The organism is Schaalia naturae (genome assembly GCF_042665795.1).
GTDB lineage: Bacteria > Actinomycetota > Actinomycetes > Actinomycetales > Actinomycetaceae > Pauljensenia > Pauljensenia naturae.
Genome location: NZ_JBHTEF010000001.1, coordinates 1,040,171 through 1,064,418 on the forward strand (window position 1 = coordinate 1,040,171; position 24,248 = coordinate 1,064,418).

Here is a 24,248-nt window from a genome sequence, read left to right on the forward strand (position 1 = left end):
GGAAGCCGGGCCCCTCACGTGAGCCAACGGTCGATGACGTCCTCCGTCACCGCGGCCAGGTCCTCGGCGGTGCCGGCGTTGTCGATCCAGATCGAGGCGAGCGCCCGGCGCCGATCGGTGCCCGCCTGCGCGGCGATGCGGCGCCGGGCGTCACCGGGCTCCACCCCCCGCGCGCGCAGCCGGTCCAGCCTCGCCTCCAGCGGAGCGTCGACCATGAGGACCGCGTCGAAGACGCCCTGCATCCCCGTCTCCGCCAGCAGCGGGACGTCGTAGACGGCCATCCCCCCCGCGGGCGCCCCGGCGAGCTCCGCCCGCGCGGCGCGTCCCACCAGGGGGTGGACGATGCCCTCGAGGCGGGCCCGCGCCCGTGGGTCGGAGAACACGAGGCGCGCCAGGGCCCCCCGATCGAGCGTCCCATCCGGTCGCAGGACCCTGCCGCCGAAGGCCCGGACCACCTGGGCGAGACCCGGTGCCCCCGGTTCGACGACCCGTCGCGACAGCTCGTCGGCGTCGGCCACGACGGCGCCGCGACGCCGGAACACCTCGGCGACCGTCGACTTCCCGGCCCCCACGCCGCCGGAGATCCCGAGGCGCAGGGCCCGGCCCTCGGCGCGCGAGAGGGACCGCAGCCGCGTGGCGGCAGCGCCGCCGCGCGCGAGCACCGCGCTCGCTCCTCCGGACCCCGTCGACGCGCCCGCCCGCAGACCGCGGGCCGTCTCCTCCACCACCGCCCGAAGCGCTCGAGCGCACCGGCCGGGCGGCAGCGTCTCCTCGCCGGGCACATGGACGAAGACGACGCCCGGGACACGGACACCGCCCTCGGCCGCCCGGACGCCCGCCTGGGCGAGCGCGCGGTAGTAGGTCGCGTTGCAGACGAAGAGGCCTGCATCCTCGCTGGGATCGGCCGAGACGCCTACGGCGCGGACGGCGCCGACCAGGTCGTCCACCGGCAGCGTCGCGCTCAGCCGGTCCGCCTCCCCGCGGAGCACCGGCTCCCCGTCGGGGCGGAACCCGTCGTTGTCGGGGATCCGGCCCGTCATCGTGTTGACCGCGCGCCGCTCGACGGTCACCGTCCGCCGCCCCCGGGCGACGCCCGCGCAGACCACCGCATCCGGGCGCAGGTCGTCCATGAGCTCGACGATCCTCGTCCCGGCGCGGGCGAAGGAGACCGGGAGCCGGGCACGGCTGACATGGACCTGGCCGCCCGACCCGTCGGGCACCGCATCCGGGAGACGCGACGCCGCCTCCCACGAGGCGTTCGCCGCGAGCCCCCCGAAGGGCTCGAACGCCGTCACCAGCACCAGCACTGCGTCCGCCCTCCCATCGTCCGTCCACCCGGCGCCCATGATGCCATGACGAGACGGTCGCGGGCACCGCCCCGAGGGGAGGTGCCCGCGACCGCGTCCGTCAGGCGCCGCCTCCCGGCTGGCCCGACACCGGATCAGCTGTTGCTGGTGAGCTTCTCACGCAGCGCAGCCAGGGCCTCGTCGGAGGCCAGAGTCCCGGTGTTGTCGACCGGCGTGGAGTAGGAGGCCTGATCCTCGACGGAGCCCACCGACTCGCGATCGCGGTCCAGTGCGCGCGCGACCTGGGCCTTGTGGGCCTCCCAGCGGGCCTGGGCCTCCGCGTACTCGGCCTCCCACGCCTCGCGCTGGGCCTCGTAGCCCTCCATCCACTCCTGGGTCTCCGGGTCGAAGCCCTCGGGGTACTTGTAGTTGCCGTTCTCGTCGTACTCCGTGGCCATGCCGTACAGCGACGGGTCGAACTCGTCGGAGTTCGGATCGACGCCCTCGTTGGCCTGCTTGAGCGACAGCGAGATGCGGCGGCGCTCCAGGTCGATGTCGATGACCTTGACGAAGACCTCCTCGCCGACCTTGACGATCTGCTCGGGAAGGTCGACGTGGCGCTGCGCCAGCTCGGAGATGTGGACCAGGCCCTCGATGCCGTCCTCGACGCGGACGAACGCGCCGAAGGGGACCAGCTTCGTGACCTTGCCCGGCACGACCTGCCCGATCGCGTGGGTGCGGGCGAAGGCCTGCCACGGATCCTCCTGGGTGGCCTTGAGCGACAGCGACACGCGCTCCCGGTCCAGGTCGACGTCGAGGACCTCGACCGTGACCTCCTGGCCGACCTCGACGACCTCGGAGGGATGGTCGATGTGCTTCCAGGAGAGCTCGGAGACGTGCACCAGGCCGTCCACGCCGCCGAGGTCGACGAAGGCGCCGAAGTTGACGATCGAGGAGACCGTGCCCTTGCGGACCTGCCCCTTCTGCAGGGTGTGGAGGAAGTTCGTGCGGACCTCCGACTGGGTCTGCTCGAGCCACGCGCGGCGTGAGAGCACCACGTTGTTGCGGTTCTTGTCCAGCTCGATGATCTTCGCCTCGAGCTCGCGCCCGATGTAGGGCTGGAGGTCGCGCACGCGGCGCATCTCCACGAGGGAGGCGGGGAGGAACCCGCGCAGTCCGATGTCCAGGATCAGGCCGCCCTTGACGACCTCGATGACGGTGCCGGTGACGACGCCGTCCTCCTCCTTGATCTTCTCGATCTTGCCCCAGGCGCGCTCGTACTGGGCGCGCTTCTTGGACAGGAGCAGACGCCCTTCCTTGTCCTCCTTCTGGAGGACGAGCGCCTCGATCTCATCGCCCACGGAGACGACGTCGTCGGGGTCGACATCGTGCTTGATGGACAACTCGCGGGAGAGGATGACGCCTTCGGTCTTGTACCCGATGTCGAGGAGGACCTCATCGTGGTCGACCTTGACGACTGTGCCCTCGACGATGTCGCCATCATTGAAGTACTTGATGGTCTTGTCGATGGCGGCAAGCAGGTCCTCCTCGGACCCGATGTCGTTCACTGCAACCTGAGGAGTGCCGGTGCTCGGTTGCGCGGTGGAGGTGGTCATGTAGTTGTGTTCTCCGGACGGACGATGTAGTAGGTGGACAGAACCAGCGGGCGCGCGCCGCGCGGGCGGACCGGGCGGATGCGCGCACACCGGGTTGAGTCTAGCAGGTGGCGTGTCCCCGAAGAACCCGTTCAGTGGGCGGCTTCCATCCATGAGCGCCCGACCCCGATCGCGACCTCGAGCGGCACGTCCATATGGACCGGGGAGGCCATCCCCTCCGAGACGATGCGGGTGACGTCCCCGACCTCCCCGGGGGCGACCTCGACGATGAGCTCGTCGTGGATCTGCAGGAGCAGCCGCGAGGAGAGCCCCGCCTCACGCAGCGCCGCATCCACGCGCACCATCGCGATCTTGATGATGTCGGCGGCGGAACCCTGGATGGGGGCGTTGAGCGCGGCCCGCTCCGCCATCTCGCGGCGCTGCCGGTTCTCCGAGCTCAGGTCCGGCAGATAGCGCCGGCGATGGAACATCGTCTGCGTGTACCCGTCGCGCCTGGCCTGGGCGACGAGGCCGGCGAGGTAGTCGCGCACGCCGCCGAACCGCTCGAAGTACCGCTCCCGGAGCTCGGCGGCCTCCGGCACCGGGATCCCCAGCTGTTGGGACAGGCCGTAGGAGGACAGGCCGTACGCCAGGCCGTAGGACGTCGCCTTGATGCGCGTGCGCTGGTCGGGCGAGACCTCCTCGACCGGGGTCCCGAAGACCATCGAGGCCATCGTGCGGTGGAGGTCCTCCCCGGAGTTGAAGGCCTCGATGAGGCCGGCGTCGCGGGACAGGTGGGCCATGATCCGCATCTCGATCTGGGAGTAGTCCGCCGACAGCAGCGACTCGAAACCCCTCCCCGCCACGAAGGCGTGACGGATGCGCCGCCCGTCGGCGGTGCGCGCAGGGATGTTCTGCAGATTCGGGTCCGAGGAGGCGAGCCGCCCCGTAGCGGCCACCACCTGCGAGAACGTCGTGTGGATCCGGCCGTCCGGCGAGATCGCGGCCTGCAGGCTCTCGACCATCTGAAGCAGCTTGATCCGGTCCCGGTGGGTGAGGAGGTGCTCGAGGAAGGGCTCCTGCGTGCGCACCCAGAGCTCCTGGAGCGCCTCGGCGTTCGTCGTGTAGCCGGTCTTCGTCTTCTTCGTGTACGGCAGCTTCAGTTGATCGAAGAGGACCTCCTGCAGTTGCTTGGGGCTGGAGAGATTGACCTGCCTCCCGATCGCTTTGTACGCCTCGGAGGCGGCGCGCTCGACCCCGGAGGACAACTCGCCGCGGAGCGTGTCGAGGACCCCGGGGTCCATCGCGATGCCGGTGTCCTCCATGCGCGCCAGGACGCCTTGCAACGGGAGCTCCACCTCGCCCATGAGATGCGACTCCTCGTGCTCCTCGAGGAGCGCGGCCAGAGCGGTCGACAGCTCGACGCACGCCCACGCCGCCCGCGCGGCCGCGGTCTGGGCCGAGGTCGGGGCCTCGGGCTCGTCGGGGGCGGGGCCCCCCAGCTCGAAGAGCGCGTCGGATGCGGCCGCCGGGTCGGGCGCGCGGCCGAGATAGCGCTGGACCAGGGTCTCCATGGCGTAGCCGCGCTGCTCGGGGCGGATGAGGTAGGCGGCCAGCTCGACGTCGAAGGCCGGGGCGTGCATGGTCCAGCCCCGCCCGCGCAACGCGTGCCACGTGCCCTTGCCGTCGTGGACCACGAGACCGGGACAATCCGCGAGGAACTCGCCCACCACGGCCTCCTGGCCGGGTTCCAGGTCGGAGGTCTCGGCGACGAGGACCCGCGTGCCGTCGGCCAGCGCCAGGCGTTCGGCGTCCCCGCTGCCCGGGCGGCGCGATCCGTCGATCCACAGGCCCGCGGGACCCACGACTCGCGCCGTCCATTCCGAGACGTCGGTGCCGGGGCCCACGACCGTGAGGGAGAGGTCCTCGCGCGCCTCCGCGTCGCCGTCGCCCTCCTGGGGCCCCGCGGCATCGGAAGACCCGTTCCCGGCGGCCTCCTCGGCGACGAGCCCGATGTCGGCGGCCGACAGGACCCTGCGGCGGAGCCCCGTGAACTCGAGGACGTCGAAGAGGTCCTCGACGGCGCGCCGGTCCGTGGGGCCCCGACGCAGGTCCTCGACATCCACGCCGAGGTCCAGATCGGTCAGGAGGTGGTTGAGCCTCCGGTTGCGCCGCACCTCCTCGAGGTTGTCGCGCAGCGCCTGGCCGCGCTTGCCCCCGACCTCGTCGGCGCGGGCCAGCAGGTTCTCCAGGCCGCCGAACTTGGCCAGCCACTGCGCCGCGGTCTTCGGCCCGACCCCGGGAACGCCCGGCAGGTTGTCGGAGGTCTCCCCCACCAGCGCCGCGAGCTCCGGGTACTGGGCCGGCGGCAGACCGTACTTCTCCTGGACCGCCTCGGGCGTCATCTCGCGGAGGTCGCCGGGCCCTTGGCCCGGATAGAGGACGGTGACGCGATCGGAGATCAGCTGGAAAGAGTCGCGGTCGCCGGAGGCCACCAGCACGTCCCACCCGCGCGCGGCCGCCTCGGTGGCCAGCGTGGCCAGGATGTCGTCCGCCTCGTAGCCGTCCCTGGTGAGCCGGCGGATCCCCATCGCGTCCAGGACCTCGCCGATGAGCTCCACCTGGCCGATGAACTCCGGCGGGGTCTCACCTCGCGTGCCCTTGTACTCCGGGTACTCCTCCGTGCGGAAGGAGTGGCGCGAGACGTCGAAGGCGACCGCCACGCGCGTGGGCCTCTCCATCTCCAGCAGCTTGAGGAGCATCGTGACGAAGCCGTACACCGCGTTCGTGTGCTGGCCCGTGGTCGTCGTGAACGTGTCGGCCGGCAGGGCGTAGAAGGCGCGGAAGGCCATCGAATGGCCGTCGATGATCAGCAGTGTGTCCGGGTGGTCCGTGTCGGTGTGCTCCACATGTGCCACCCTAAGGTCCATGGCAAGCTCTCATCCCCGCGACACCCCCCTGGCGGGCCCTCAGACGCCGCGCCCCGGACCCGCGCCCCTGGCCGGGGCATGGCGGGGCACCCTCATGGAACGCATGGGCGTCGAGGTCGTCGCCGTGTCCCCGGAGCGCGCCGTGCTCATCATGCCGCTGGAGGGCAACCTCCAGACCGCCGGCGTCCTCCACGGCGGGGCCTCGGCCGCCCTTGCCGAGACGGCCGCGTCGCTGGCCGCCGCCGAGCACGCCCGGCGCGTCTCCGGCGCCTCCGCGCGGGCCGTCGGCGTGGAGCTCTCGATCTCGCACGTGCGTCCCGGGACCGGCGGGCGTGTCACCGCCACCGCGCGCGCCCTCCACCTCGGGCGCACCTCCACCGTCCACCTCGTCGACATCACCGACGAGGAGGGGCGTCTCATCTCCAGCGCCCGCGTGTCGAACCGCGTGGTCGCCGCTCCTCCCTCATGACGAGGGGGCTCCCCGGCCGGATCGGCCGGGGAGCCCCCTCAGCTGCGCCCGACCGGACGCGGAAGGTGTCGGCGTCAGTCGTTGACCTGGTCGATGACGGCGTCGGCCACCTCGCGCATCGACAGCCTGCGGTCCATCGAGGTCTTCTGGATCCAGCGGAAGGCCTCCGGCTCGCTCATCCCCATGTTCTTCATGAGGAGGCCCTTCGCGCGGTCGACGCGCTTGCGGGTCTCGAAGCGCTCCTGCAGGTCGGCGATCTGGTCCTCCAGGGACTCGATCTCCTGGTGGCGCGACACCGCGATCTCGACCGCGGGAATCAGGTCGGCCGGGCTGAACGGCTTGACGACGTAGGCCATCGCGCCCGCGTCGCGAGCGCGCTCCACCAGCTCCGTCTGGCTGAAGGCCGTCAGCATGACCACGGCGCACGAGATCTCCTTGAGGATCTTCTCGGCAGCCGTGATGCCGTCCATCTTCGGCATCTTGACGTCCATGACGCACAGGTCGGGCTCGAACTCGAGGGCGAGCTTGACGGCTTCCTCGCCGTCCCCGGCCTCGGCGACGACCTCATAGCCCGCGCCCGTCAGCGTCTCGACAATATCCAGGCGGATGAGGGTCTCGTCCTCAGCCACCAGCACCCTGCGGGGTGCGCTCTCATCTGCAGTCATCTGTGATCCTCAAGTTGTTCGCTCAACGGACGCTATCCTATCCTTGGGTCCGCGCTCACGTGCAGCCCCGGTAGCCCAACTGGCAGAGGCGGTCGGCTCAAACCCGGCTTGTTGTGGGTTCGAATCCCACCCGGGGTACCCCCCAAGAGTATCAGAACAGCTCATGACCTGCGAAGACGTGGGCCCAAGGCACGGACCCATCGGTCTCGCGCAGGACGTGCGGCACGCGGCGTGGCACGCTCGCGATCTCGCGCTGCGCGGGCCGGCCAGCGAAAACGCGCGTCCCTCCGCCCCCGATGGGCGCGGATCGTGCGGTTTCTCACTCGCCCGCCGCCCCCTCCGCCTCGGCGTCAGGCCGCAGGTCGAGGCGGCGCAGGACCTGGGCGTTGAGGGCGACGATGACCGTGGACAGCGACATGAGGATCGCGCCCACCGACATCGGCAGGACGAACCCGATCGGCGCGAGCACCCCGGCCGCGAGGGGCACCGCGACCAGGTTGTACCCGGCCGCCCACCACAGGTTCTGCCGCATCTTCCGGTAGGCGGCGCGCGACAGCTCGATGACTGAGAGGACCGATCGCGGGTCGTCGCCGGCCAGGATCACCCCGGCCGAGGCGATCGCGACATCCGTGCCCGCCCCGATCGCGATGCCGACATCGGCTGTCGCCAGCGCGGGCGCGTCGTTCACGCCGTCCCCGACCATCGCGACCGTACGGCCCTCCTCCTGAAGGGCGGACACGACGGAGGCCTTGTCCTGCGGCCGCACACCCGCGGCGTAGCGGTCGATCCCGAGTTCCCCGGCGACCGAGGCCGCCACCGCCTCCGCATCTCCGGTGACCATCACGACGCGGAGATGCCGGGCGCGCAATGACCCGACCGCACGACGGGACTCGGGACGCACCCCGTCGGCCAGCGCGATCGCCCCCGCCACACGCCCGTCGAGGACCACGTGCAGCACCGTCGCGCCTCTGGCGTCCCACCCGGCCGCCGCCCCGAGCGGCGCGAGACCGTCGCGCGCCAGCAGGGCGGGGCCCCCGACCTCGACGACCCGCCCGTCCACCGTGGCCCTGACGCCGAGCGCCGGAGACGACTGGAAGTCCGAGGCCGGGTGCGGGCGCGCTCGGCGCCGGTCGGCCTCGACGAGGATCGCCCGGGCGAGCGGATGCTCGGAGTCGGACTCGGCGGCCGCGGCGAGCGCGATGAGGGCCCCGGCGTCGAGGTCGGCGCCCGGGGACGCCAGGACATCCGTGACCACCGGCGTGCCCAGGGTGAGCGTGCCCGTCTTATCGAAGAGCACGGTGTCGACGGTGCGCATCCGCTCCAGCGCCAGCCGGTCCTTGACGAGGATGCCGACGCGGGCCGCCCGCTCCGTGGCGATCGAGACGACCAGGGGGATGGCGAGCCCGAGGGCGTGCGGGCAGGCGATGACCAGGACCGTGATGGCTCGGATCACCGCGTCGTCCGGCCGCCCGGCGAGCGCCCAGACCGCCGCCGTGATCGCCGCCGCGGCCAGGGCGAACCAGAACAACAGCGCCGCAGCGCGGTCGGCGATCCGCTGCGCGCGCGACGTCGAGTTCTGAGCGTCGGCCACGAGGCGCCGGATGCCGGCCAGCGCCGTGTCGTCGCCGACCGCGCCGACCCTCACCCGGAGCCCCGAGTCGGTCGCCACCGTGCCGGCCACCACCGGATCGCCCTGCGTCCTCCGGACCGGGCGCGACTCGCCGGTGATCGTCGACTCGTCGAGGGCGGCGGTTCCCGCGACGACCACGCCATCGGCTGGTACCCGGCCGCCTGGGCGGACCACCACGACATCCCCGACAGCCAGCTCGTCCGGGGGGACCGTGACGGTGGCCGACCCCTCGATCCGTTCCGCCTGGTCCGGGAGCAACGCCGCCAGGGAGTCCAGCGCCAACGTCGTCTGGGCCAGGGAGCGCATCTCGATCCAGTGGCCCAGGAGCATGATGACGATGAGGAGGGCGAGCTCCCACCAGAAGTCGAGCGCGTCGTCGAGGATGCCGAGGTCCGCGCCCCAGGAGGCGAGGAAGGCGACCGTGATCGCCAATGCGATCAGCGTCATCATCCCCGGCCGGCGGGAGCGGAGTTCCGAGACCGCGCCCGTCAGGAACGGCCGGCCGCCCCACAGGTACATCGCCGTGCCGACGACCGGCGGGATCCAGAGGATCGGTCCCGTGGCGGGCACTGTGTAGCCCGCGATCATCGCGAATGCCGGGGAGAACCCGACGACCGGCAGCGCGAGGGCGAGCATGATCCAGAAGAGCCGCCGGAACCCGGCGACGTGCCCGCCGTGACCGACGCGCCCCATGCTCCCGTGTTCGCCTCCCCCATGGCTCATGTGGGCGTGGTCCATGTGGGCGTGGTCCGCCATCCCGGCGTGGCCGGCGGTTCCATCGTGAGCGTCCTCGTCGTGCACGTCGTTCTCCTCCTCGGGCCGATCGGTCGCCGCACCCGACGCCACTATACCCCCAGGGGGTATCTGATGGCGAGAGGATGCGCTCAGACGTCAGCCATGAGGACTCCCTCGACGCACGGGGAGAGGCCCGGCGCCCTTCGGCGCCGGGCCTCTCCCCGTGCGATCACACCACGAGCGTGGCGATCGCAGTTCCTCAGGCCGCTGGAATCAGCTCCAGGCCGAGATAGTCGGCGGCCGCCTCGCGTCGTCCCGGCTCGCGCAGGGCCTCGATCGCATTGCGGATATCAGCGTCCGACCAGTCCTCGAACCAGGGACGCACCGCGTCCGCCAAATGGTCGGCCAACACGTTGTTGGCCTGACGCCCGCTGTGGCGGTCGTGGACGGATACCGTCTGCGGCATGTCCATCGTATTCATCATCATCTCTTCTCCTTCCTCTTCCTCGGACGCCGTCGCTGGTATGTGCAGATGGAGCACAGGCAACCAGCGGCAGCTCACGCATTATTCGCGTCCTGCCTCCAGGCTCTCGCCGTCGGGCCTCGAAGTGGGACACCATTCGGTTGAACGCAACCGAAGAGTTCATTATTCCATGCCCGCCGCCATCGGGCAAGCGCGCCGTCCGCCGCACTGCGGATCACGTCTGCCGACCACGGCCTGGCACATCGGCGTGACGGCCGGGGACGCCCTCGTCGACGAGAGCCGGGAGGGGGCGGCGCCCCTCGGACGCCACCCCGGCTCCCGCGGATCACTCCGCCTGCGAGCCCCCGATCACATAGTCGACCTGATCGCCGACGGTGTGCACGCGGACCAGGTTCGACGATCCGGAGATCCCCGGCGGCATCCCCGCGACGATCACCAGGTTGTCCCCCCGGTCCGCCAGATGCGCCGACTGAGCGACCTGGTCGACCTGCCACACCATGTCATCGGTGTGGCGGACCGCCGGGACCCGGTAGGTCTGCACCCCCCAGGACAGGGCGAGCTGGCGCCGGGTCTCCTCCAGCGGAGTGAACGCGAGCATCGGGATCGGGCTGCGCAGACGCGACAGGCGCCGGGCCGAGGAGCCGGACTGCGTGAAGGTCACGAGGAACTTCGTGTCCAGGCGCTCCCCCACGTGGGCCGCGGCCTCGCAGATCACCGAGGCCCGGTCGACGACGTAGGCGCCCAGGGGGGCGATGCGCTCCCCGCCGTTCTCCTCGGTGTTCTCCACGATGCGGGCCATGGTGCGCACTGCCTCGATCGGGTAGGCGCCCACCGAGGTCTCCCCCGACAGCATCACCGCGTCCGCCCCGTCCAGGATCGCGTTCGCGCAGTCGGAGGCCTCCGCGCGGGTGGGCCGCGGGTTCTTGATCATCGACTCCAGCACCTGCGTGGCGACGATCACCGGTTTCGCTGCCCGGCGGGCGAGCTCGATGGCGCGCTTCTGCACCAGGGGGACCGCCTCGAGGGGCATCTCCACGCCCAGGTCGCCGCGGGCGACCATGATGCCGTCGAAGGCCTCGACGATCTCCTCGATGGCGTCGACGGCTTGCGGCTTCTCGATCTTCGCGATGACCGGGCGGTGGACGCCCTCCTCGTCCATGATCTGGTGGACGTCATTGATGTCGGTGGCCGAGCGCACGAAGGACAAGGCGATGAAGTCCGCGCCGATGCGCAGCCCCCAGCGCAGGTCATCGCGGTCCTTCTCCGACAGGGCGGGTACCGACACGGCGACGCCGGGAAGGTTGAGGCCCTTGTGGTCCGAGACCACTCCGGGCACCTCCACGCGGGTGACCACATCCGTGCCAGTGACCTCGACGACGCGCACCGCGACGTTGCCGTCGTCGATGAGCAGGAGATCGCCGGGGCTGCAGTCCCCGGGGAGGCCCTTGAAGGTCGTTCCCACGCGCTCCTTCGTGCCCTCGACGTCCTCGATGGTGATCGTGAAGACATCGCCCACATTGAGCTGCTGGGGACCGTCCGTGAAGGTCTCCAGGCGGATCTTCGGTCCCTGGAGGTCCACGAGAATGGCCACCGCCCGGCCCGAGGTCGAGGCCGCGCGCCGGATGCGCTCGATGACGACCTCCTGCTCCTCGGTCGTGCCGTGGGAGCGGTTGATCCGCGCCACGTCCATCCCCGCGTCGACCAGTGCCTGGACCTGTTCCGGTGATTCCGTGGCCGGACCCAGTGTGCATACGATTTTCGCTCGGCGCATGGCATTCAGTCTACCGGTACCGGGGGCCCTCTGGGAGAAAGGTCCCGTCCCCGCTCAGGCCCCCACCGGTCCCGAGTCGGCGCGGATCCTCACCGATCCCCCGACGCCTCTCCCGCCGTGTCCGGTTCGTCACGGAGTCGCGGGAGAGGCGTCTGGGGCGGGGCGGCGTCCGGCCCGGAGGACTGGACGGCGCGACTGGCCCGGCGCTCCATCGCGGCCTCATGCTCGGCGGGGGTGAGCCGGGTCGGCGCCCCGACGCGCCCGGCGACCAGGAACAGGACGAGGCCGAGGAGGAAGACCGCGATGGAGGTCCACACGTTGAGCCTCAGGCCCAGGACATGCTGGGCGGTGTCGATACGGAGCATCTCGATCCACACGCGCCCGGCCGTGTATGCCATGAGGTAGAGGGCGAAGACCTGGCCGGCCCGGAAGGTGCGGCGCCGGTCGACCCAGACGATGAGCGCCGCCATGAGGAGGTTCCACAGGCACTCGTAGAGGAAGGTCGGATGGAACAGGGTTCCCGACGGGTAGCCGGCGGGCAGATGGGCGTCGTCGATGCGCAGACCCCACGGCAGCGTCGTGGGCGCCCCGAAGAGCTCCTGGTTGAAGTAGTTGCCCCACCGCCCGATCGCCTGCGCGACGAGCAGGGCCGGCGCGATCGAGTCCGCGAGCGGGCCGAAACGCTGGTGCGCGCGCCGCATGGCGATCCACGCGCCGACCGCCCCCACGGCCACGCCGCCCCAGATCCCGAGGCCCCCCTTCCAGATCTCGAGGATCTCCACCGGATTCCCGCCCTCGCCGAAGTACTGGTCGGGGGAGGTGACGACGTGATACAGGCGCGCCCCGACGATCCCCAGGGGGATCGCCCACAGAGCCACGTCGTACAGGATCTCGCCGTCGCCCCCGCGCTCGGCGTAGCGCCGCGCCGTCCACCACACCGCGACGATCATCCCGATGACGATGAGGATCCCGTAGGCGCGCAACGGGATCGGGCCGAGGTGCCACACGCCCCGGGGAGGAGAGGGGATGGCGGCCGCCACCACCGCGGCGATCGGCCCCGTCATGGGCGCGCTCCCCGCACGCCCTGCGCCAGGTCGCGGGCGAGGCGGCCCAACTCGGCCAGCCCTCGGTCCGTGTCCACGTCGAAGAGCGTGCGCACCAGCGCCGATCCGACGATCACGCCGTCCGCATAGGCCCCGATGTCGTGGGCCTGGGATCCCGTCGACACGCCGAGGCCCACGCACACGCGCGGCGCGCCGGCCGCCCGCGTGCGTTCCACGAGCGTCCGGGCGTGGTCGTCGACGACCGTCCGCGCCCCCGTGACCCCCATCGTCGAGGCCGCGTAGACCCATCCGCGGGAATGGGAGGCGATGAGGCGCAGGCGGTGCTCCGGCGAGGACGGCGCGACCAGGTACACCCGCTCCAGCCCGTGGGCCTGCGCGGCCGTCTCCCACTCCTGGCCCTCCTCGGGAGGCAGGTCCGGCGTGATGAGCCCCGCGCCGCCCACGTCCGCGAAGTCGCGGGCGAAACGCTCCACGCCGTACCACTCGATCGGGTTCCAGTAGGTCATCGACAGCGTCGCGATGCCGTAGGAGGTCAGCTCGTCGACCGCGTGCAGCAGGTCCTCCAGGTGCGTGCCGTGCTCCAGCGCCGCGACCGTCGCCCGCTGGATCGTGGGCCCGTCCATCCCGGGATCGGAATAGGGGAAGCCCAGCTCCAGGACGTCCGCGCCGTTGTCAGCGAGGACCTTGCCGGCTCGGATGGAGTCCTGGACGCTCGGGAAGCCGACGGGGAGGTAGCCGATGAGGGCGGCGTCCCCGCGCCCCGCCGCCGCGTCGATCGCGGCCGCGCTGGATCTCGCCCGTGTCATGCCCGCTCCTGTCCGTCTGCGCTGCGCTGCGACCCCCGTGACGCGCCCGACACGGCGCTCGGGTCGATGACCTGGAGCGTCGCGTCCCCCAGGCGGAACCATGCCGCCGCCGTGTCGACGTCCTTGTCCCCGCGCCCCGACAGGCATGCCAGGACGATCGGCGCCTCGTCGTCCTCGAAAGGCCCGCCATGGGACGCCACCCGCTCGAGAGCCCATTGTCGGGCGCCCGCCAGGGCGTGCGAGGACTCGATCGCGGGGATGATGCCCTCCGTTCGCGACAGACGCAGGAAGGCGTCCATCGCCGGCGCGTCGTCGACGGGCCGATAATGGGCGCGTCCCGTTCTGGATAGCCACGCGTGCTCGGGCCCCACGCCGGGGTAGTCCAGGCCCGCCGAGATCGAGTGGGACGGCTTGGTCTGGCCGTCGCGGTCCTGGAGGACGAAGGTGCGCGCCCCGTGCAGCACGCCCGTCTGGTCCGCCGTGATCGAGGCCGCGTGACGGCCCGTCGCCACGCCCTCGCCCCCGGCCTCGCATCCGACGAGCTCCACGTCGGCATCGTCGAGGAACGCCGTGAACGTGCCGATCGCGTTCGACCCTCCTCCGACGCAGGCGCAGACCATGTCGGGCAGCCGCCCGATCCGTCCGAGGATCTGGGAGCGCGCCTCATCGCCGATGACCCGCTGCAGGTCGCGGACCATGGTCGGGAACGGGTGAGGGCCCGCCGCGGTGCCGAAGATGTAGTTCGTCGTCTCCGCGTTGGTCACCCAGTCCCGGAACGCCTCGTTGATGGCGTCCTTGAGCGTCTGCGACCCCTGGGTGACGGCCACGACCTCTGCGCCCAGCATCTGCATCCGCGCGACGTTGAGGTGCTGGCGCTCGGTGTCCTCGCGACCCATGTAGATCGTGCAGTCCAGTCCCAGCAGGGCGGCCGCCGTCGCGGTGGCCACGCCGTGCTGGCCCGCCCCGGTCTCCGCGATGACGCGCGTCTTGCCCAGCTCCTGGGTGAGCAGCGCCTGGCCGAGCACGTTGTTGATCTTGTGGGAGCCCGTGTGGTTGAGGTCCTCGCGCTTGAGGAACACGCGAACCCCGCCCAGGTCCGCCGCGAAACGGGGGACCTCCGTGAGCAGGGACGGCCGTCCCGCGTAGTTCACCAGCAGGTCGTCCAGGCGGGCGCGGAAGCCGGCGTCATGCCATAGCCGCTGCCACGCCTCGTCGAGCTCCTCCAGCGTTCCCATCAGCGGCTCGGCGACGAACCGCCCCCCGAACTCGCCGAAGTACGGACCTCCCTTGTCGGCCAGACCCACGTCACTCCCCCTGCCTGGCGGCGCGCATGCGCGCCCTCCTGTTCGCGCGCAGGGCCGGATGCTGCCCCGCGCTCACCATGTCGCACACAGCCTCCTCGGGGTCTCCCGAGGTGACCAGCGCCTCGCCCACCAGCACGGCATCCGCGCCCCAGCGGGCATATTCGAAGACATCGTGGGGGCCGCGCACGCCGGACTCGGCCACCGCGACGATCCCCTCCGGGATCACGTCGATGACCTCCTCGATGACCGTCGGGTCGACGTCGAGGGTCGTGAGGTCGCGCGCGTTGACGCCGATGACCCTCGCGCCCGCGTCCAGCGCCCTCAGCGCCTCCAGGCGGGAGTGGACCTCCACCAGCGCCGTCATGCCCAGGGACTCGACCCGCTCAATGAGCGAGACCAGCGCCTGCGACTCCAGCGCCGCGACGATGAGCAGGACGATGTCCGCCCCGTGGGCGCGCGCCTCGTGGACCTGGTAGGGCGTGACCACGAAGTCCTTGCGCAGGACCGGGATGTCCACCGCCGCGCGCACCGCGTCCAGGTCCGCCAGGGATCCGTGGAATCGGCGGGCCTCGGTGAGCACCGAGATCGCGGTGGCCCCGCCCTTCTCATAGAGGGCCGCCAGCTGCGCCGGCTCCGGGATCTCCGCCAGGAAGCCCTTCGAGGGCGAGGAGCGTTTGACCTCGGAGATGATCGACACGGCCCCGTCGTGCTCGCGCAGCGCGGCCAGGGCGTCGCGCGCATCGGGGGCGCGCCGGGCCCGGGCCTTCACCTCGTCCAGGGAGAGTGCCGACTGCCGCTCGCGGAGGTCCTCGAGGACCCCGGCGATGATGTCGTCGAGGACGGTCATCCGTCAGTCCTTCCGCTCGGGAGCTGTTCCCTGATGCTAGCCGCGGTCCCGCCCCCCGCCCGAATCGGGGCCATCATCCGGATCTGCGCAAACCGTGGCGAGCATCGAGGCGCGTAGGACCGAGGACAGGGCCGCAGCCGCCTTGTTGCGCGTCTCCTCGTACTCCGTGGCGGGCACGGAGTCGGCCACCAGCCCCGCCCCCGCCTGGACGGAGGCCACGCCCCCGCGCAGGCACGCCGTGCGGATCGCGATGGCCAGGTCCGCGTCGCCGGACAGGTCGAAATAGCCGACGACGCCCCCGTAGACGCCGCGCGCCGCGGGTTCCATCTGGTCGATGAGCCGGATCGCGCGCGGTTTCGGCGCTCCGGACAGGGTCCCGGCTGGGAAGGTCGCGACCAGGCAGTCCAGGGCGTCCACTCCCGGGCGCAGCAGGCCGGTCACCGTCGAGGAGATGTGCTGGATGTGCGAGTACCGTTTGATCTCCATGAGGGTGGACACCTCGATGGTCGCGGGGACGCACACCTTCGACAGGTCGTTGCGGGCGAGGTCCACGAGCATGACGTGCTCGGAGAGCTCCTTCGGATCGGCCAGGAGCTCCTCGGCGAGCGCCTGGTCCTCGGCCCGGGTGGCGCCGCGCGGGCGCGACCCCGCGATCGGGTACGTCCACACCCGCTCGCCCTCGGTGCGCATGAGCGTCTCGGGGGAGCTGCCCACCACCTCGTAGTCCCCGCCCCTCCCGTCGGGCAGGCGGAGGTAGTACATGTAGGGCGAGGGGTTGACGGTGCGCAGGACCCGGTAGACATCGAGGCCCGAGGCGTCCGTGGCGACATCCGCCCGCTGGGACACCACGACCTGGAAGACCTCTCCGTCCCGGATCGCCCGCTTCGCGGCGCGGACGCTGGCCTCATACGCCTCGCGCGTCGAACGGTGGTGGACCACCGGAGGTTCGGCGGGGACGCCTTCGCCCCCGGCGGGCCCGGTGAGCCCGCGCACGCCGAGCACCGCGGGGCGCAGCGGGGAGGACAGCCGCTCCGACATCGCGTCCAGCCGCGCGAGGGCCCCCTCGTAGGCGGCATCCACCCGGGCGGCGCTGCCGTCCATGTTCCACGCGATGGCGATGAGCCACATCGACCCGTCCGAATGGTCGATCGCCGCGACCTCGGTCGCCAGGCACAGCACGGCGTCCGGAACGTCGGTCTCATGGGGCGCGTCCGCGGCGAGCGTCGGCTCCCACTCGGGGATGATTCCCCATCCCAGCGACCCCACCAGGGCGCCGGTGAGCGGGGGCAGACCCGGCAGCGGGTCGGCGCGGAGAGTGGCCAGCGCCGAGTGGAGGACCTCCAGCAGCGTGCCCTCGCGCAGCGCGCCCGCGGGATGCGCGCCCTGCCAGGAGGCCCGGCCGTCCCGTGCGACGATCGCTCCGGCCGACCCGGCGCCGATGAACGACCACCGGCCCCAGGCGCCGTCATGCTCGGCGGACTCCAGGATGTACGTGCCGGGCCGGTCCTGGGCGAGCTGGCGGTACACGCCGACGGCCGAGAGCTCGTCGGCGAGGACCCGCCGAGCCACCGGGATGACGCGCCGCGTGCGGGCCAGGGCGCGGAATCCCTCACGCGTGGGCCATGTCGCCCCCCATTCGAGCCCGGTCACGTCGGGGGCGGGGGCGCCCGTCATGGCCGTCCCCCCACGACTGCGCCCAGATCGCCTCCGGCCTGGAAACAGGTCCGTGTCCCCGTGTGGCAGGCGGCGCCCACCTGGTCGACCTGGACCAGCAGCGTGTCGCCGTCGCAGTCCAGGGACACCGCCTTCACCCACTGGACGTGGCCGGAGGTGTCCCCCTTCCGCCAGTACTCCCGGCGTGAGCGGGACCAGAAGACGGTCCGTCCGGTGGTGAGCGTGCGGTGCAGGGCCTCGTCGTCCATCCAGCCGACCATGAGCACCTCTCCGGTGTCGTACTGCTGGACGACGGCGGGGACGAGACCCGCGGGGTCTCGTCTCAGGCGCGTCGCGATGTCGGGATCTAGGCTCACGCCCCCATCCTCCCACCCGGAGCGCCCCGACGGCACCGGGCGTCCGCGCGCCCGAAAGCCCGCGGGCGGCGCTCACAGCCTGACGGGGAACCCCGCGTCGGCCAGCGCCCGCTTGACCTCGGGGATCGTCACGGTCCCGAAGTGGAAGACGGAGGCCGCCAGGATCGCGTCGGCACCCGCCCGCGCCGCCTCGACGAAATGCTCGGGCGCGCCGGCCCCGCCGGAGGCGATGACGGGGATGTGGACCCGTTCGCGCACCCGGCTCAGCATCTCCAGGTCGAAGCCGTTCCTCACCCCGTCGGCGTCCATGGAATTCAGGAGGATCTCGCCGGCCCCCAACGACTGCGCCTGCTCCGCCCACCCGAGGGCGTCGATCCCGGTGGAGCGCCGTCCGCCGTGGGTGGTCACCTCGAACCCCGACTCCGTGAAGACCCCGGGGGGCAGCGCCGGGCGTCCACCGACAGCACGAGCACCTGGTCGCCGAAGCGGTCGGTGATGCGCGCGATCAGCGACGGGTCGTCGATGGCCGCGGTGTTGACCCCGACCTTGTCGGCGCCGCGGGCCAGCAGGGTCGCGACGTCCTCGACGCTGCGGACCCCGCCTCCCACGGTGAGCGGCACAAAGACCTGCTCGGCCGTCGCGGAGACGACGTCCAGCATCGTGGAGCGGCCCTGCGCCGAGGCGGACACGTCGAGGAAGGTGATCTCATCGGCCCCCTCCGCGCTGTAGCGGGCGGCGAGCTCCACCGGATCCCCGGCGTCCCGCAGATGCTCGAAGTTCACGCCCTTGACCACGCGGCCGGCATCGACGTCCAGGCAGGGGATGAGGCGCAGTGCGACAGGCATGGCCCGATCCTATTCTCCCCTTCGGGGCTCGGTCCCCAGGATGTCCACCACCGCGCACAGGGTGTCGTCGCCCGCCGCCTGGTCCGGCGGGATCGTCACCGCGATCCGGGAGCCGACGCGCTGGTCGACCAGGGCGTCGCGCAGACCGGGCATGGCGGTGGAGAGGTCGATGAGCTGCGGGACCCCCGTCGACCACGTGGACGAGCGCACGGAGCCGTCGGACCAGCCGGTGACGATGAACTGGGCGACCACCGCGTCGTCGTCGCCCACCTGCGCCCCGTCGCCCCTCAGGAGGACCTGGGTGGTCAGGCCCGTGGGCGGGGTCGTCCCATGGCTGATGATCGGCCCGTCGTCGCCGAGCGTCACGGTCAGCGGCCGCGACCCCTCCGACTGCTCCCCCGCCTCCTCGACGCCGGTGGCCACCGAGGAGAGGATGTCGACGACGTCGATCTCGATCCCGCCGCCTCCCGGATCGGACTGCGACGACTCGACGCGCCGGACGAAGAGCAGACGGGAGCCCTCGGTGCGGCCGACGACCCGGTCGGACAGCTCCGCCCCGAGCTCTTCCTCGTCGGCCCGCCCGGCCTGGATGCGGGGGACGCCCCCCGGGGAGAGGATGGCGCCGTCCGAGCCGTCGAAGGCGGTGATGGCCAGGACCACCGGGGATCCCGGTGTGATCTCCCGGCCGCTGCCCGTGGTCACCTCCCGGATCTTCGCGTCGACGACGTCCAGCGGCCCGTCCACGGTGACGACCGGGGTGGCTCCCTGCCGTCCGGAGACCTCGACGCGGTCGAGGACGCCGCCGGACTGGGCGGAGGACTGCCCCGCCGAGGGCGTCCGGCCGCCACGCGCGATTCCCACCGCGATCGCACCGGCCACCGCCAGGACCACGACGACGAGGAGGGCCAGCAGCGGGATCCAGCGCCGCCGCCCCCGGCCGGCTCCCCGACGCCCGCTGCGGGGACGCCGGCGCCGAGGGGGGACGGACCCGGACCTGCGGTGCGAGGGCGGATCCAGGCCGGCCGTCATGCCGGCAGCACCGGATGCCTGCCGCGGATGAGCCGGACCAGGCCGTCCACGGCCGGGTCCTCGCTCGCCAGCGGGTCCTGCAACGACACCGGAGCGCTCGCCTGGTCGTCGAGCCGCAGGTGGACCCAGTCGACCGTGAGGTCGCGCCGGGCGTCCTCGGCGGCGGCGATCACACGGCCGCGCAGAGCGGCGCGCGTCGTCGCCGGAGGGGTGTGGACGGCCTCGGCGGCCTGCTCCGGCGCGGTCAGCCGGCGCATGAGTCCGGCGCGCTCCATCCGGGGGCGCAGCCCCTGCGCGGTGATGTCGTGGTAGCTGAGCTCCAGGCGCGCCACGCGGGCGTCGGACAGCGCCGCGCCGGATCGCGCGACGTAGGAGTCGATGAGCCGCTTCTTGACGGCGACGTCGAGCTCCGTGTCGATGCCGCTCCAGTCCCCCGACTCGATCGCCGCGATCCCGCGTTCCCACAGGTCCACGACGTAGCGGTGGAGGGGATCCAGGCCCGCGGCGTCCGTGCGGTCGAGGACCCGGCGGAGGATCTCGCTCTGGACCTGCACGGCGCTCATCGTCCGCCCGTCCCTCAGCTCCACCTTCTCTCGTCCTGTGAGATCGGCGTTGATCTCACGGATCGCGCGCATCGGGTCGGCCAGCGACAGGTCCTGGATGCGCAGTCCGTCCTCGACGGCGCTCAGCAGCAGTTCCGTCGCGCCGGTCTTGAGCGCGGTCGTCGGCTCTGCCATGTTCGTGTCGCCGACGATGACGTGCATGCGCCGGTAGGACCCGGAGTCGGCCAGCGGCTCGTCACGGGTGTTGATGATCGGGCGCGCCCTCGTGGTCGCCGAGGACACCGCGTCCCACACTTGGTCGGCCCGCTGGGAGAACACGTAGGCGGCCCGCCCCGACTCGACGCGCACATGCCCCGATCCCACCAGCACCTGACGGGTGATGAAGAAGGCGACCAGCGCGTCGGCGACCTCCCGGAAGTCGCGCCGCCGGTGGAGCAGGTAGTTCTCGTGGCAGCCGAAGGAGTTGCCCGCGGAGTCCAGGTTGTTGCGGAAGAGGTGGAGCCGGGCCGGGACGCCCTCGCGCTCCAGCGCGCGGTCCCCTTGTTCCGCGAGATCGGCCAGCATGAGGGATCCGGCGCGGTCCTGCGCCAGCAGGTCCTCCAGCCGGTCGCACTCCGCCGTCGCGTACTCGGGATGCGAGCCCACGTCCAGGTAGAGCCGCCCCCCGTTGCGCAGGAACACGTTCGAGGAGCGGCCGCGGGCCAGCAGCGGCTCGAACAGGTAGCGGGCGGCCCGCTCGGCGTCCACCGGGGAAGGGCCGGGTCCGCTCCACGCCGCCGTCAGCCCGTGCTCGGTCTCGATCCCGACGACGCGGCGCCTCACCTCACTGGCCGCCCTTCTGGACGAAGCCCTGGACGAAGGACTCGGCGTTCGTCTCCAGGACCGAGTCGATCTGATCGAGCAGATCGTCGATGGACTCCGCCGACGAGGTCGCCTGGACCTGCCCACCCTGCTCCTCGGGGTCCTCCCCCGCTCCGCCTCCGGCGAAGACCTGTGTGCTCGGCATCGTCTGCCCCCTTCGTGTGTGTTCGGATTGAGTCCCAGGCCGTGGCCGCCCTCGCCTCCTCACGTCGCGAGGACGTCGCCCCCCTCGACCCGTCGCGCGAGGTCCTCCTCCACCCCGGTGGCCTCCGGGATCGGCCGGCGCACCAGCTTCCCCCGGCCGGGTCGTCGACCACCAGAGAGGTCCACGAGGCCTTCACGAGGGCGGGGACCTGCGCCACCGCGCGTCCGCGCACCCAGGCTCGGGTGTCGCGCGGCGGCGTGTCGGCGGCGCGCTCGACCTCGTCGGGGGCGAACAGGCGTCTCACGCGGCCCGCGGCGTCCAGCCTGGCCACCAGCGACCGGGCGGGGCGCAGGTCGGACCACTGGAGGTCCATCGCGGCCAGGCGCGGATCCCCCCAGTCGGCCCCCAGGCGCTCGCGCTGGCGGGACAGCAGCTGGTACTTCGACACCCATTCGACCTCGGGGGCGACGTCGAACAGGTCCCGGCGCATGCGGTCGAGGACCGACTGCCACAGGTCCAGGACCTCGCGCGTCGCGGCGTCCGGCGCCTCCCCCGCCCGGTCGTAGGCCGCCAGGACCAGGTCCAGGTAGACCTGCTGGAGCTCCGGCGCGGTCAGGGAGCGGCCCGAGGCGACCGGGATGCGGTGGTCCAGGTCCGGGTGATGGCTGACGGCCCAGGTCTCCTGGACCGGGTCCGAGATCGCCAGCCCCTCCCACTCGAGCCCGATGCCCTGTTCGATCGCCCACAGCACCAGCGAGGTCGTGCCCAGGCGCAGGAAGGTCGAGACGTCGAAGAGGTTGGCGTCCCCGCCGATGACGTGGAGGCGGCGGAAGCGCGCGGGGTCGGCGTGGGGCTCGTCGCGCGTGTTGATGATCGGCCGGTTGAAGGTGGTCTCCAGGCCGACCTCGTTCTCCACGAAGTCCGCGCGCTGGGAGATCTGGAATCCCGGCGCCTCCGACTTCTGCCCGAGCCCCACGCGGCCCGACCCGCACAGGACGGGGCGGGTCACGAAGAAGGGGGTCAGCCCGCGGATGAGGTCGTCCAAGTCGACGGCGCGGGCCACCTGGTAGTTCTCGTGGGCGCCGTAGGAGGCCCCCTTGCCGTCGGTGTTGTTCTTGACCAGGACCACCGGCTCCTCGCCGGCGCGGGCCACCTCGTCCATGAGGCGCCGCGCGACGACCTCCCCCGCGCGGTCCCACAGCACGGCGTCGCGCGGGTTCGTGCACTCCGGCGCCGAGTACTCGGGATGGGCGTGGTCGACGTACAGGCGCGCGCCGTTGGTCAGCACGGCGGTGGTCGCCGCCGGCAGGGCGAGCTCCTCGGGCGTGGGCCTGGCCATCTCCTCCACGCCGTGGGGCGGCGCCAGATGGTAGGGGTCGTCCGTGAGCAGCGAGGGGTCCGCCGCGGCGCGGTCCATCCGGGTTCCGCGCAGATCGTTGAGGGGGTCCTCTCCGCGGAAGTCCCAGCGCACGGGGGGCGCGGCCGACGAGGGCGTCCCGGCTCGGGAGACGCGCGCATAGGCGCGGACCGCCTGCGCGGACATGGCCATCGGGTTCGCCCAGGGGTCTCCGGGACGGTAGACGCCGTACTCCGTCTCCGTGCCGACGATGCGCCGCACGCTCATCGCTCACCCCCCTGGAGGGCCCGCACGGCCACCACTTCCTCGCGCAGCCCGATGGTGCGCGCCCAGTCCTGCGGGGTGGAGGTGGCGGCGAGCTCGACGGACTCCCGCGTCTCCTCCGCGACGCCGGCCAGGACGTGCGCTGTGGTCAGGCCCGGTCCGCGCCCGGCCAGCGAGTCGGTGATCGCGTGTTTCTTCGCCCGCTCCACCACGCCCGCGATGAGCGCGCCGGAGACGATGTCGCAGATGCGGATGCGGCGGGTGCTCCCCGAGGCCAGCGTCGCGTCGAAGAGGGCCGTGGACTCGTCCTGGGCGTAGAGCCGTTCGACGGCGGACTCGGCCATCGAGGCCAGCGCACCCTCGAGGGAGCCGTGGAGAGCCACCTCGGTCTGGGCCACGGGCAGGGTGGGGACGAGGTACTTCGAGAAGATGTCGCGCGCCCCCTCCCGGTCGGGGCGGTCGACCCGGATGCGGACGTCGAGGCGCCCGGGCCGCAGGACGGCGGGGTCGATCATGTCGGCGCGGTTCGACGCCCCGATGATGACGACGTTGTCGAGGGCCTCCACCCCGTCCATCTCGGCCAGCAGCTGGGGGACGATCATCGTCTCGACGTCGGAGGAGATGCCCGAGCCGCGCGTGCGGAACAGGGCCTCCATCTCGTCGAAGAAGATGACGACGGGCACGTCGGTGCCGGCCAGCGCCCGCGCGCGCGCGAAGATCGCGCGGATCTGCCGCTCGGTCTCTCCCACGAATTTGTTGAGCAGCTCCGGTCCCTTGATGGACAGGAAGTAGGTGCGCGCCCCCGTCTCCGCGCGCGAGAGGGAATTCGCGACGGCCTTGGCGATGAGGGTCTTTCCGGATCCGGGGGGGCCGTACAGGAGGATGCCCTTGGGCGGGCGCAGACCGTAGGACCGGTAGAGCTCTGGATGGCGGAACGGCATCTCGATGGAGTCCCTGACCTGCTGGATCTGGGAGTCGAGCCCGCCGATGTCGTCGTAGGAGACGTCGGGGACCTCCGGCGTGAGCAGCTGCTCGACGTCGGAGCGCACGACGCGTTCGAAGGCGTAGCCCGCCCGCAGGTCGACCAGGACGGAGTCGCCGGGACGCAGGTTCCCGTGGAGCAGGGGCCCAGCCAGGGCGAGAAGGTGCTCCGCCCCTCCCTCCGTGCCGACGAGCACCCGGTCGATGCCGACGAGTTCGAGGACCGAGGCGAGCATGCCCGACCGGGTGAACCCGTCGGGCTCGACCGCCACCATCTTCTCGTCGACGCGGATCAGCTGGCCGCGGGCCACCGATGACAGGTCCAGTGAGGGAGCCGCGGCCAGGCGCATCCGCCGCCCGCCCACCACGGCCTCGAGCTCCCGCTTCGTGATGTCCGCGGAGACGAAGGTCGCCAATGTCAGGGGCGGCTGGTTGACCTGGCGCAGCTGCTCCTGCATCTGCAGGAGCTGGCCGCGCGCCGTGGTGAGCGCGCGTGTGAGGCGCTCGTTCTTCTCCTCGAGGGACACGACGGTGCGCCGCAGGTCCTCCGCGCGGCTGTCCTGGTACGACATGTGCGGCTCGCCCAT

General features: G+C 72.0%; 18 protein-coding genes, 1 tRNA gene and 2 pseudogenes. 2 read left to right on the forward strand and 19 right to left on the reverse strand.

Features of this window, described 5'->3' with window-relative positions; all coding sequences use genetic code 11:
• Window positions 1–14 precede the first annotated feature (14 nt).
• The 3 genes from coaE to polA form a co-directional block, all read right to left on the reverse strand.
• On the reverse strand, window positions 15–1,346 hold the full coding sequence (gene coaE, locus ACFQWG_RS04540; RefSeq protein WP_380972545.1) for a dephospho-CoA kinase: 1,332 nt from the start codon (window positions 1,344–1,346) through the stop codon (window positions 15–17).
• Between the two features lie 95 nt (window positions 1,347–1,441).
• A complete protein-coding gene (gene rpsA, locus ACFQWG_RS04545; protein ID WP_291497883.1) occupies window positions 1,442–2,902 on the reverse strand; it encodes a 30S ribosomal protein S1 in 1,461 nt (486 codons plus the stop codon).
• 131 nt (window positions 2,903–3,033) lie between these two features.
• Window positions 3,034–5,790: a DNA polymerase I gene (gene polA, locus ACFQWG_RS04550; RefSeq protein WP_380976224.1), complete on the reverse strand. Its 2,757-nt coding sequence runs from the start codon at window positions 5,788–5,790 to the stop codon at window positions 3,034–3,036.
• 19 nt (window positions 5,791–5,809) lie between these two features.
• Here polA and ACFQWG_RS04555 point away from each other — a divergent pair, with 19 nt between their 5' ends.
• Window positions 5,810–6,280 (forward strand): PaaI family thioesterase, encoded by a 471-nt coding sequence (locus ACFQWG_RS04555; RefSeq protein ID WP_380972547.1) that lies wholly within the window; start codon window positions 5,810–5,812, stop codon window positions 6,278–6,280.
• Between the two features lie 74 nt (window positions 6,281–6,354).
• On the opposite strand, the gene ACFQWG_RS04560 is transcribed toward ACFQWG_RS04555, so the two are convergent.
• Window positions 6,355–6,945, reverse strand: a complete 591-nt coding sequence (locus ACFQWG_RS04560) for an ANTAR domain-containing response regulator (protein ID WP_380972550.1) — start codon at window positions 6,943–6,945, stop codon at window positions 6,355–6,357.
• Window positions 6,946–7,009: 64 nt separating this feature from the next.
• Here ACFQWG_RS04560 and ACFQWG_RS04565 point away from each other — a divergent pair.
• Window positions 7,010–7,083, forward strand: a tRNA-Leu gene (locus ACFQWG_RS04565).
• A 181-nt stretch (window positions 7,084–7,264) separates the two neighbouring features.
• Here ACFQWG_RS04565 and ACFQWG_RS04570 read toward each other — a convergent pair.
• From ACFQWG_RS04570 to arc, 15 genes and pseudogenes are all read right to left on the reverse strand, one after another.
• On the reverse strand, window positions 7,265–9,376 hold the full coding sequence (locus tag ACFQWG_RS04570) for a heavy metal translocating P-type ATPase (protein WP_380972552.1): 2,112 nt from the start codon (window positions 9,374–9,376) through the stop codon (window positions 7,265–7,267).
• 193 nt (window positions 9,377–9,569) lie between these two features.
• On the reverse strand, window positions 9,570–9,797 hold the full coding sequence (locus ACFQWG_RS04575) for a hypothetical protein (protein WP_380972554.1): 228 nt from the start codon (window positions 9,795–9,797) through the stop codon (window positions 9,570–9,572).
• A gap of 322 nt (window positions 9,798–10,119) precedes the next feature.
• Window positions 10,120–11,565, reverse strand: coding sequence for a pyruvate kinase (pyk, locus tag ACFQWG_RS04580; protein WP_380972557.1), 1,446 nt, complete (start codon window positions 11,563–11,565; stop codon window positions 10,120–10,122).
• Between the two features lie 89 nt (window positions 11,566–11,654).
• On the reverse strand, window positions 11,655–12,629 hold the full coding sequence (gene lgt / locus ACFQWG_RS04585) for a prolipoprotein diacylglyceryl transferase (protein WP_380972559.1): 975 nt from the start codon (window positions 12,627–12,629) through the stop codon (window positions 11,655–11,657).
• Window positions 12,626–13,435, reverse strand: a complete 810-nt coding sequence (trpA, locus tag ACFQWG_RS04590) for a tryptophan synthase subunit alpha (RefSeq protein WP_380972561.1) — start codon at window positions 13,433–13,435, stop codon at window positions 12,626–12,628. Before trpA ends, lgt begins: the two co-directional genes overlap by 4 nt.
• A complete protein-coding gene (trpB, locus tag ACFQWG_RS04595; protein ID WP_380972564.1) occupies window positions 13,432–14,739 on the reverse strand; it encodes a tryptophan synthase subunit beta in 1,308 nt (435 codons plus the stop codon). Before trpB ends, trpA begins: the two co-directional genes overlap by 4 nt.
• A 1-nt stretch (window position 14,740) precedes the next feature.
• Entirely contained in the window at window positions 14,741–15,586 is an 846-nt protein-coding gene (trpC, locus tag ACFQWG_RS04600) for an indole-3-glycerol phosphate synthase TrpC (RefSeq protein WP_380972566.1), read from the reverse strand.
• Window positions 15,587–15,622: 36 nt separating this feature from the next.
• Window positions 15,623–17,260, reverse strand: a complete 1,638-nt coding sequence (locus ACFQWG_RS04605) for a chorismate-binding protein (RefSeq protein ID WP_380972568.1) — start codon at window positions 17,258–17,260, stop codon at window positions 15,623–15,625.
• Complete coding sequence (gene hisI / locus ACFQWG_RS04610; protein ID WP_291497867.1) at window positions 17,257–17,616, reverse strand: phosphoribosyl-AMP cyclohydrolase; 360 nt, start codon at window positions 17,614–17,616, stop codon at window positions 17,257–17,259. Before hisI ends, ACFQWG_RS04605 begins: the two co-directional genes overlap by 4 nt.
• Before the next feature lie 72 nt (window positions 17,617–17,688).
• A pseudogene (gene hisF, locus ACFQWG_RS04615) lies at window positions 17,689–18,461 on the reverse strand (imidazole glycerol phosphate synthase subunit HisF).
• Window positions 18,462–18,470: 9 nt separating this feature from the next.
• Window positions 18,471–19,490: an FKBP-type peptidyl-prolyl cis-trans isomerase gene (locus tag ACFQWG_RS04620; RefSeq protein ID WP_380972572.1), complete on the reverse strand. Its 1,020-nt coding sequence runs from the start codon at window positions 19,488–19,490 to the stop codon at window positions 18,471–18,473.
• Complete coding sequence (pafA, locus tag ACFQWG_RS04625) at window positions 19,487–20,875, reverse strand: Pup--protein ligase (protein WP_380972575.1); 1,389 nt, start codon at window positions 20,873–20,875, stop codon at window positions 19,487–19,489. Before pafA ends, ACFQWG_RS04620 begins: the two co-directional genes overlap by 4 nt.
• A 1-nt stretch (window position 20,876) precedes the next feature.
• The gene (locus tag ACFQWG_RS04630; protein WP_291497859.1) at window positions 20,877–21,059 is read right to left on the reverse strand and encodes a ubiquitin-like protein Pup; all 183 of its coding nucleotides are present in this window, start codon (window positions 21,057–21,059) and stop codon (window positions 20,877–20,879) included.
• A 59-nt stretch (window positions 21,060–21,118) separates the two neighbouring features.
• Window positions 21,119–22,683, reverse strand: a pseudogene (gene dop / locus ACFQWG_RS04635) (depupylase/deamidase Dop).
• Entirely contained in the window at window positions 22,680–24,233 is a 1,554-nt protein-coding gene (arc, locus tag ACFQWG_RS04640) for a proteasome ATPase (RefSeq protein WP_380976226.1), read from the reverse strand. The pseudogene dop and the gene arc overlap by 4 nt, the downstream one beginning before the upstream one ends.
• Window positions 24,234–24,248 lie beyond the last annotated feature (15 nt).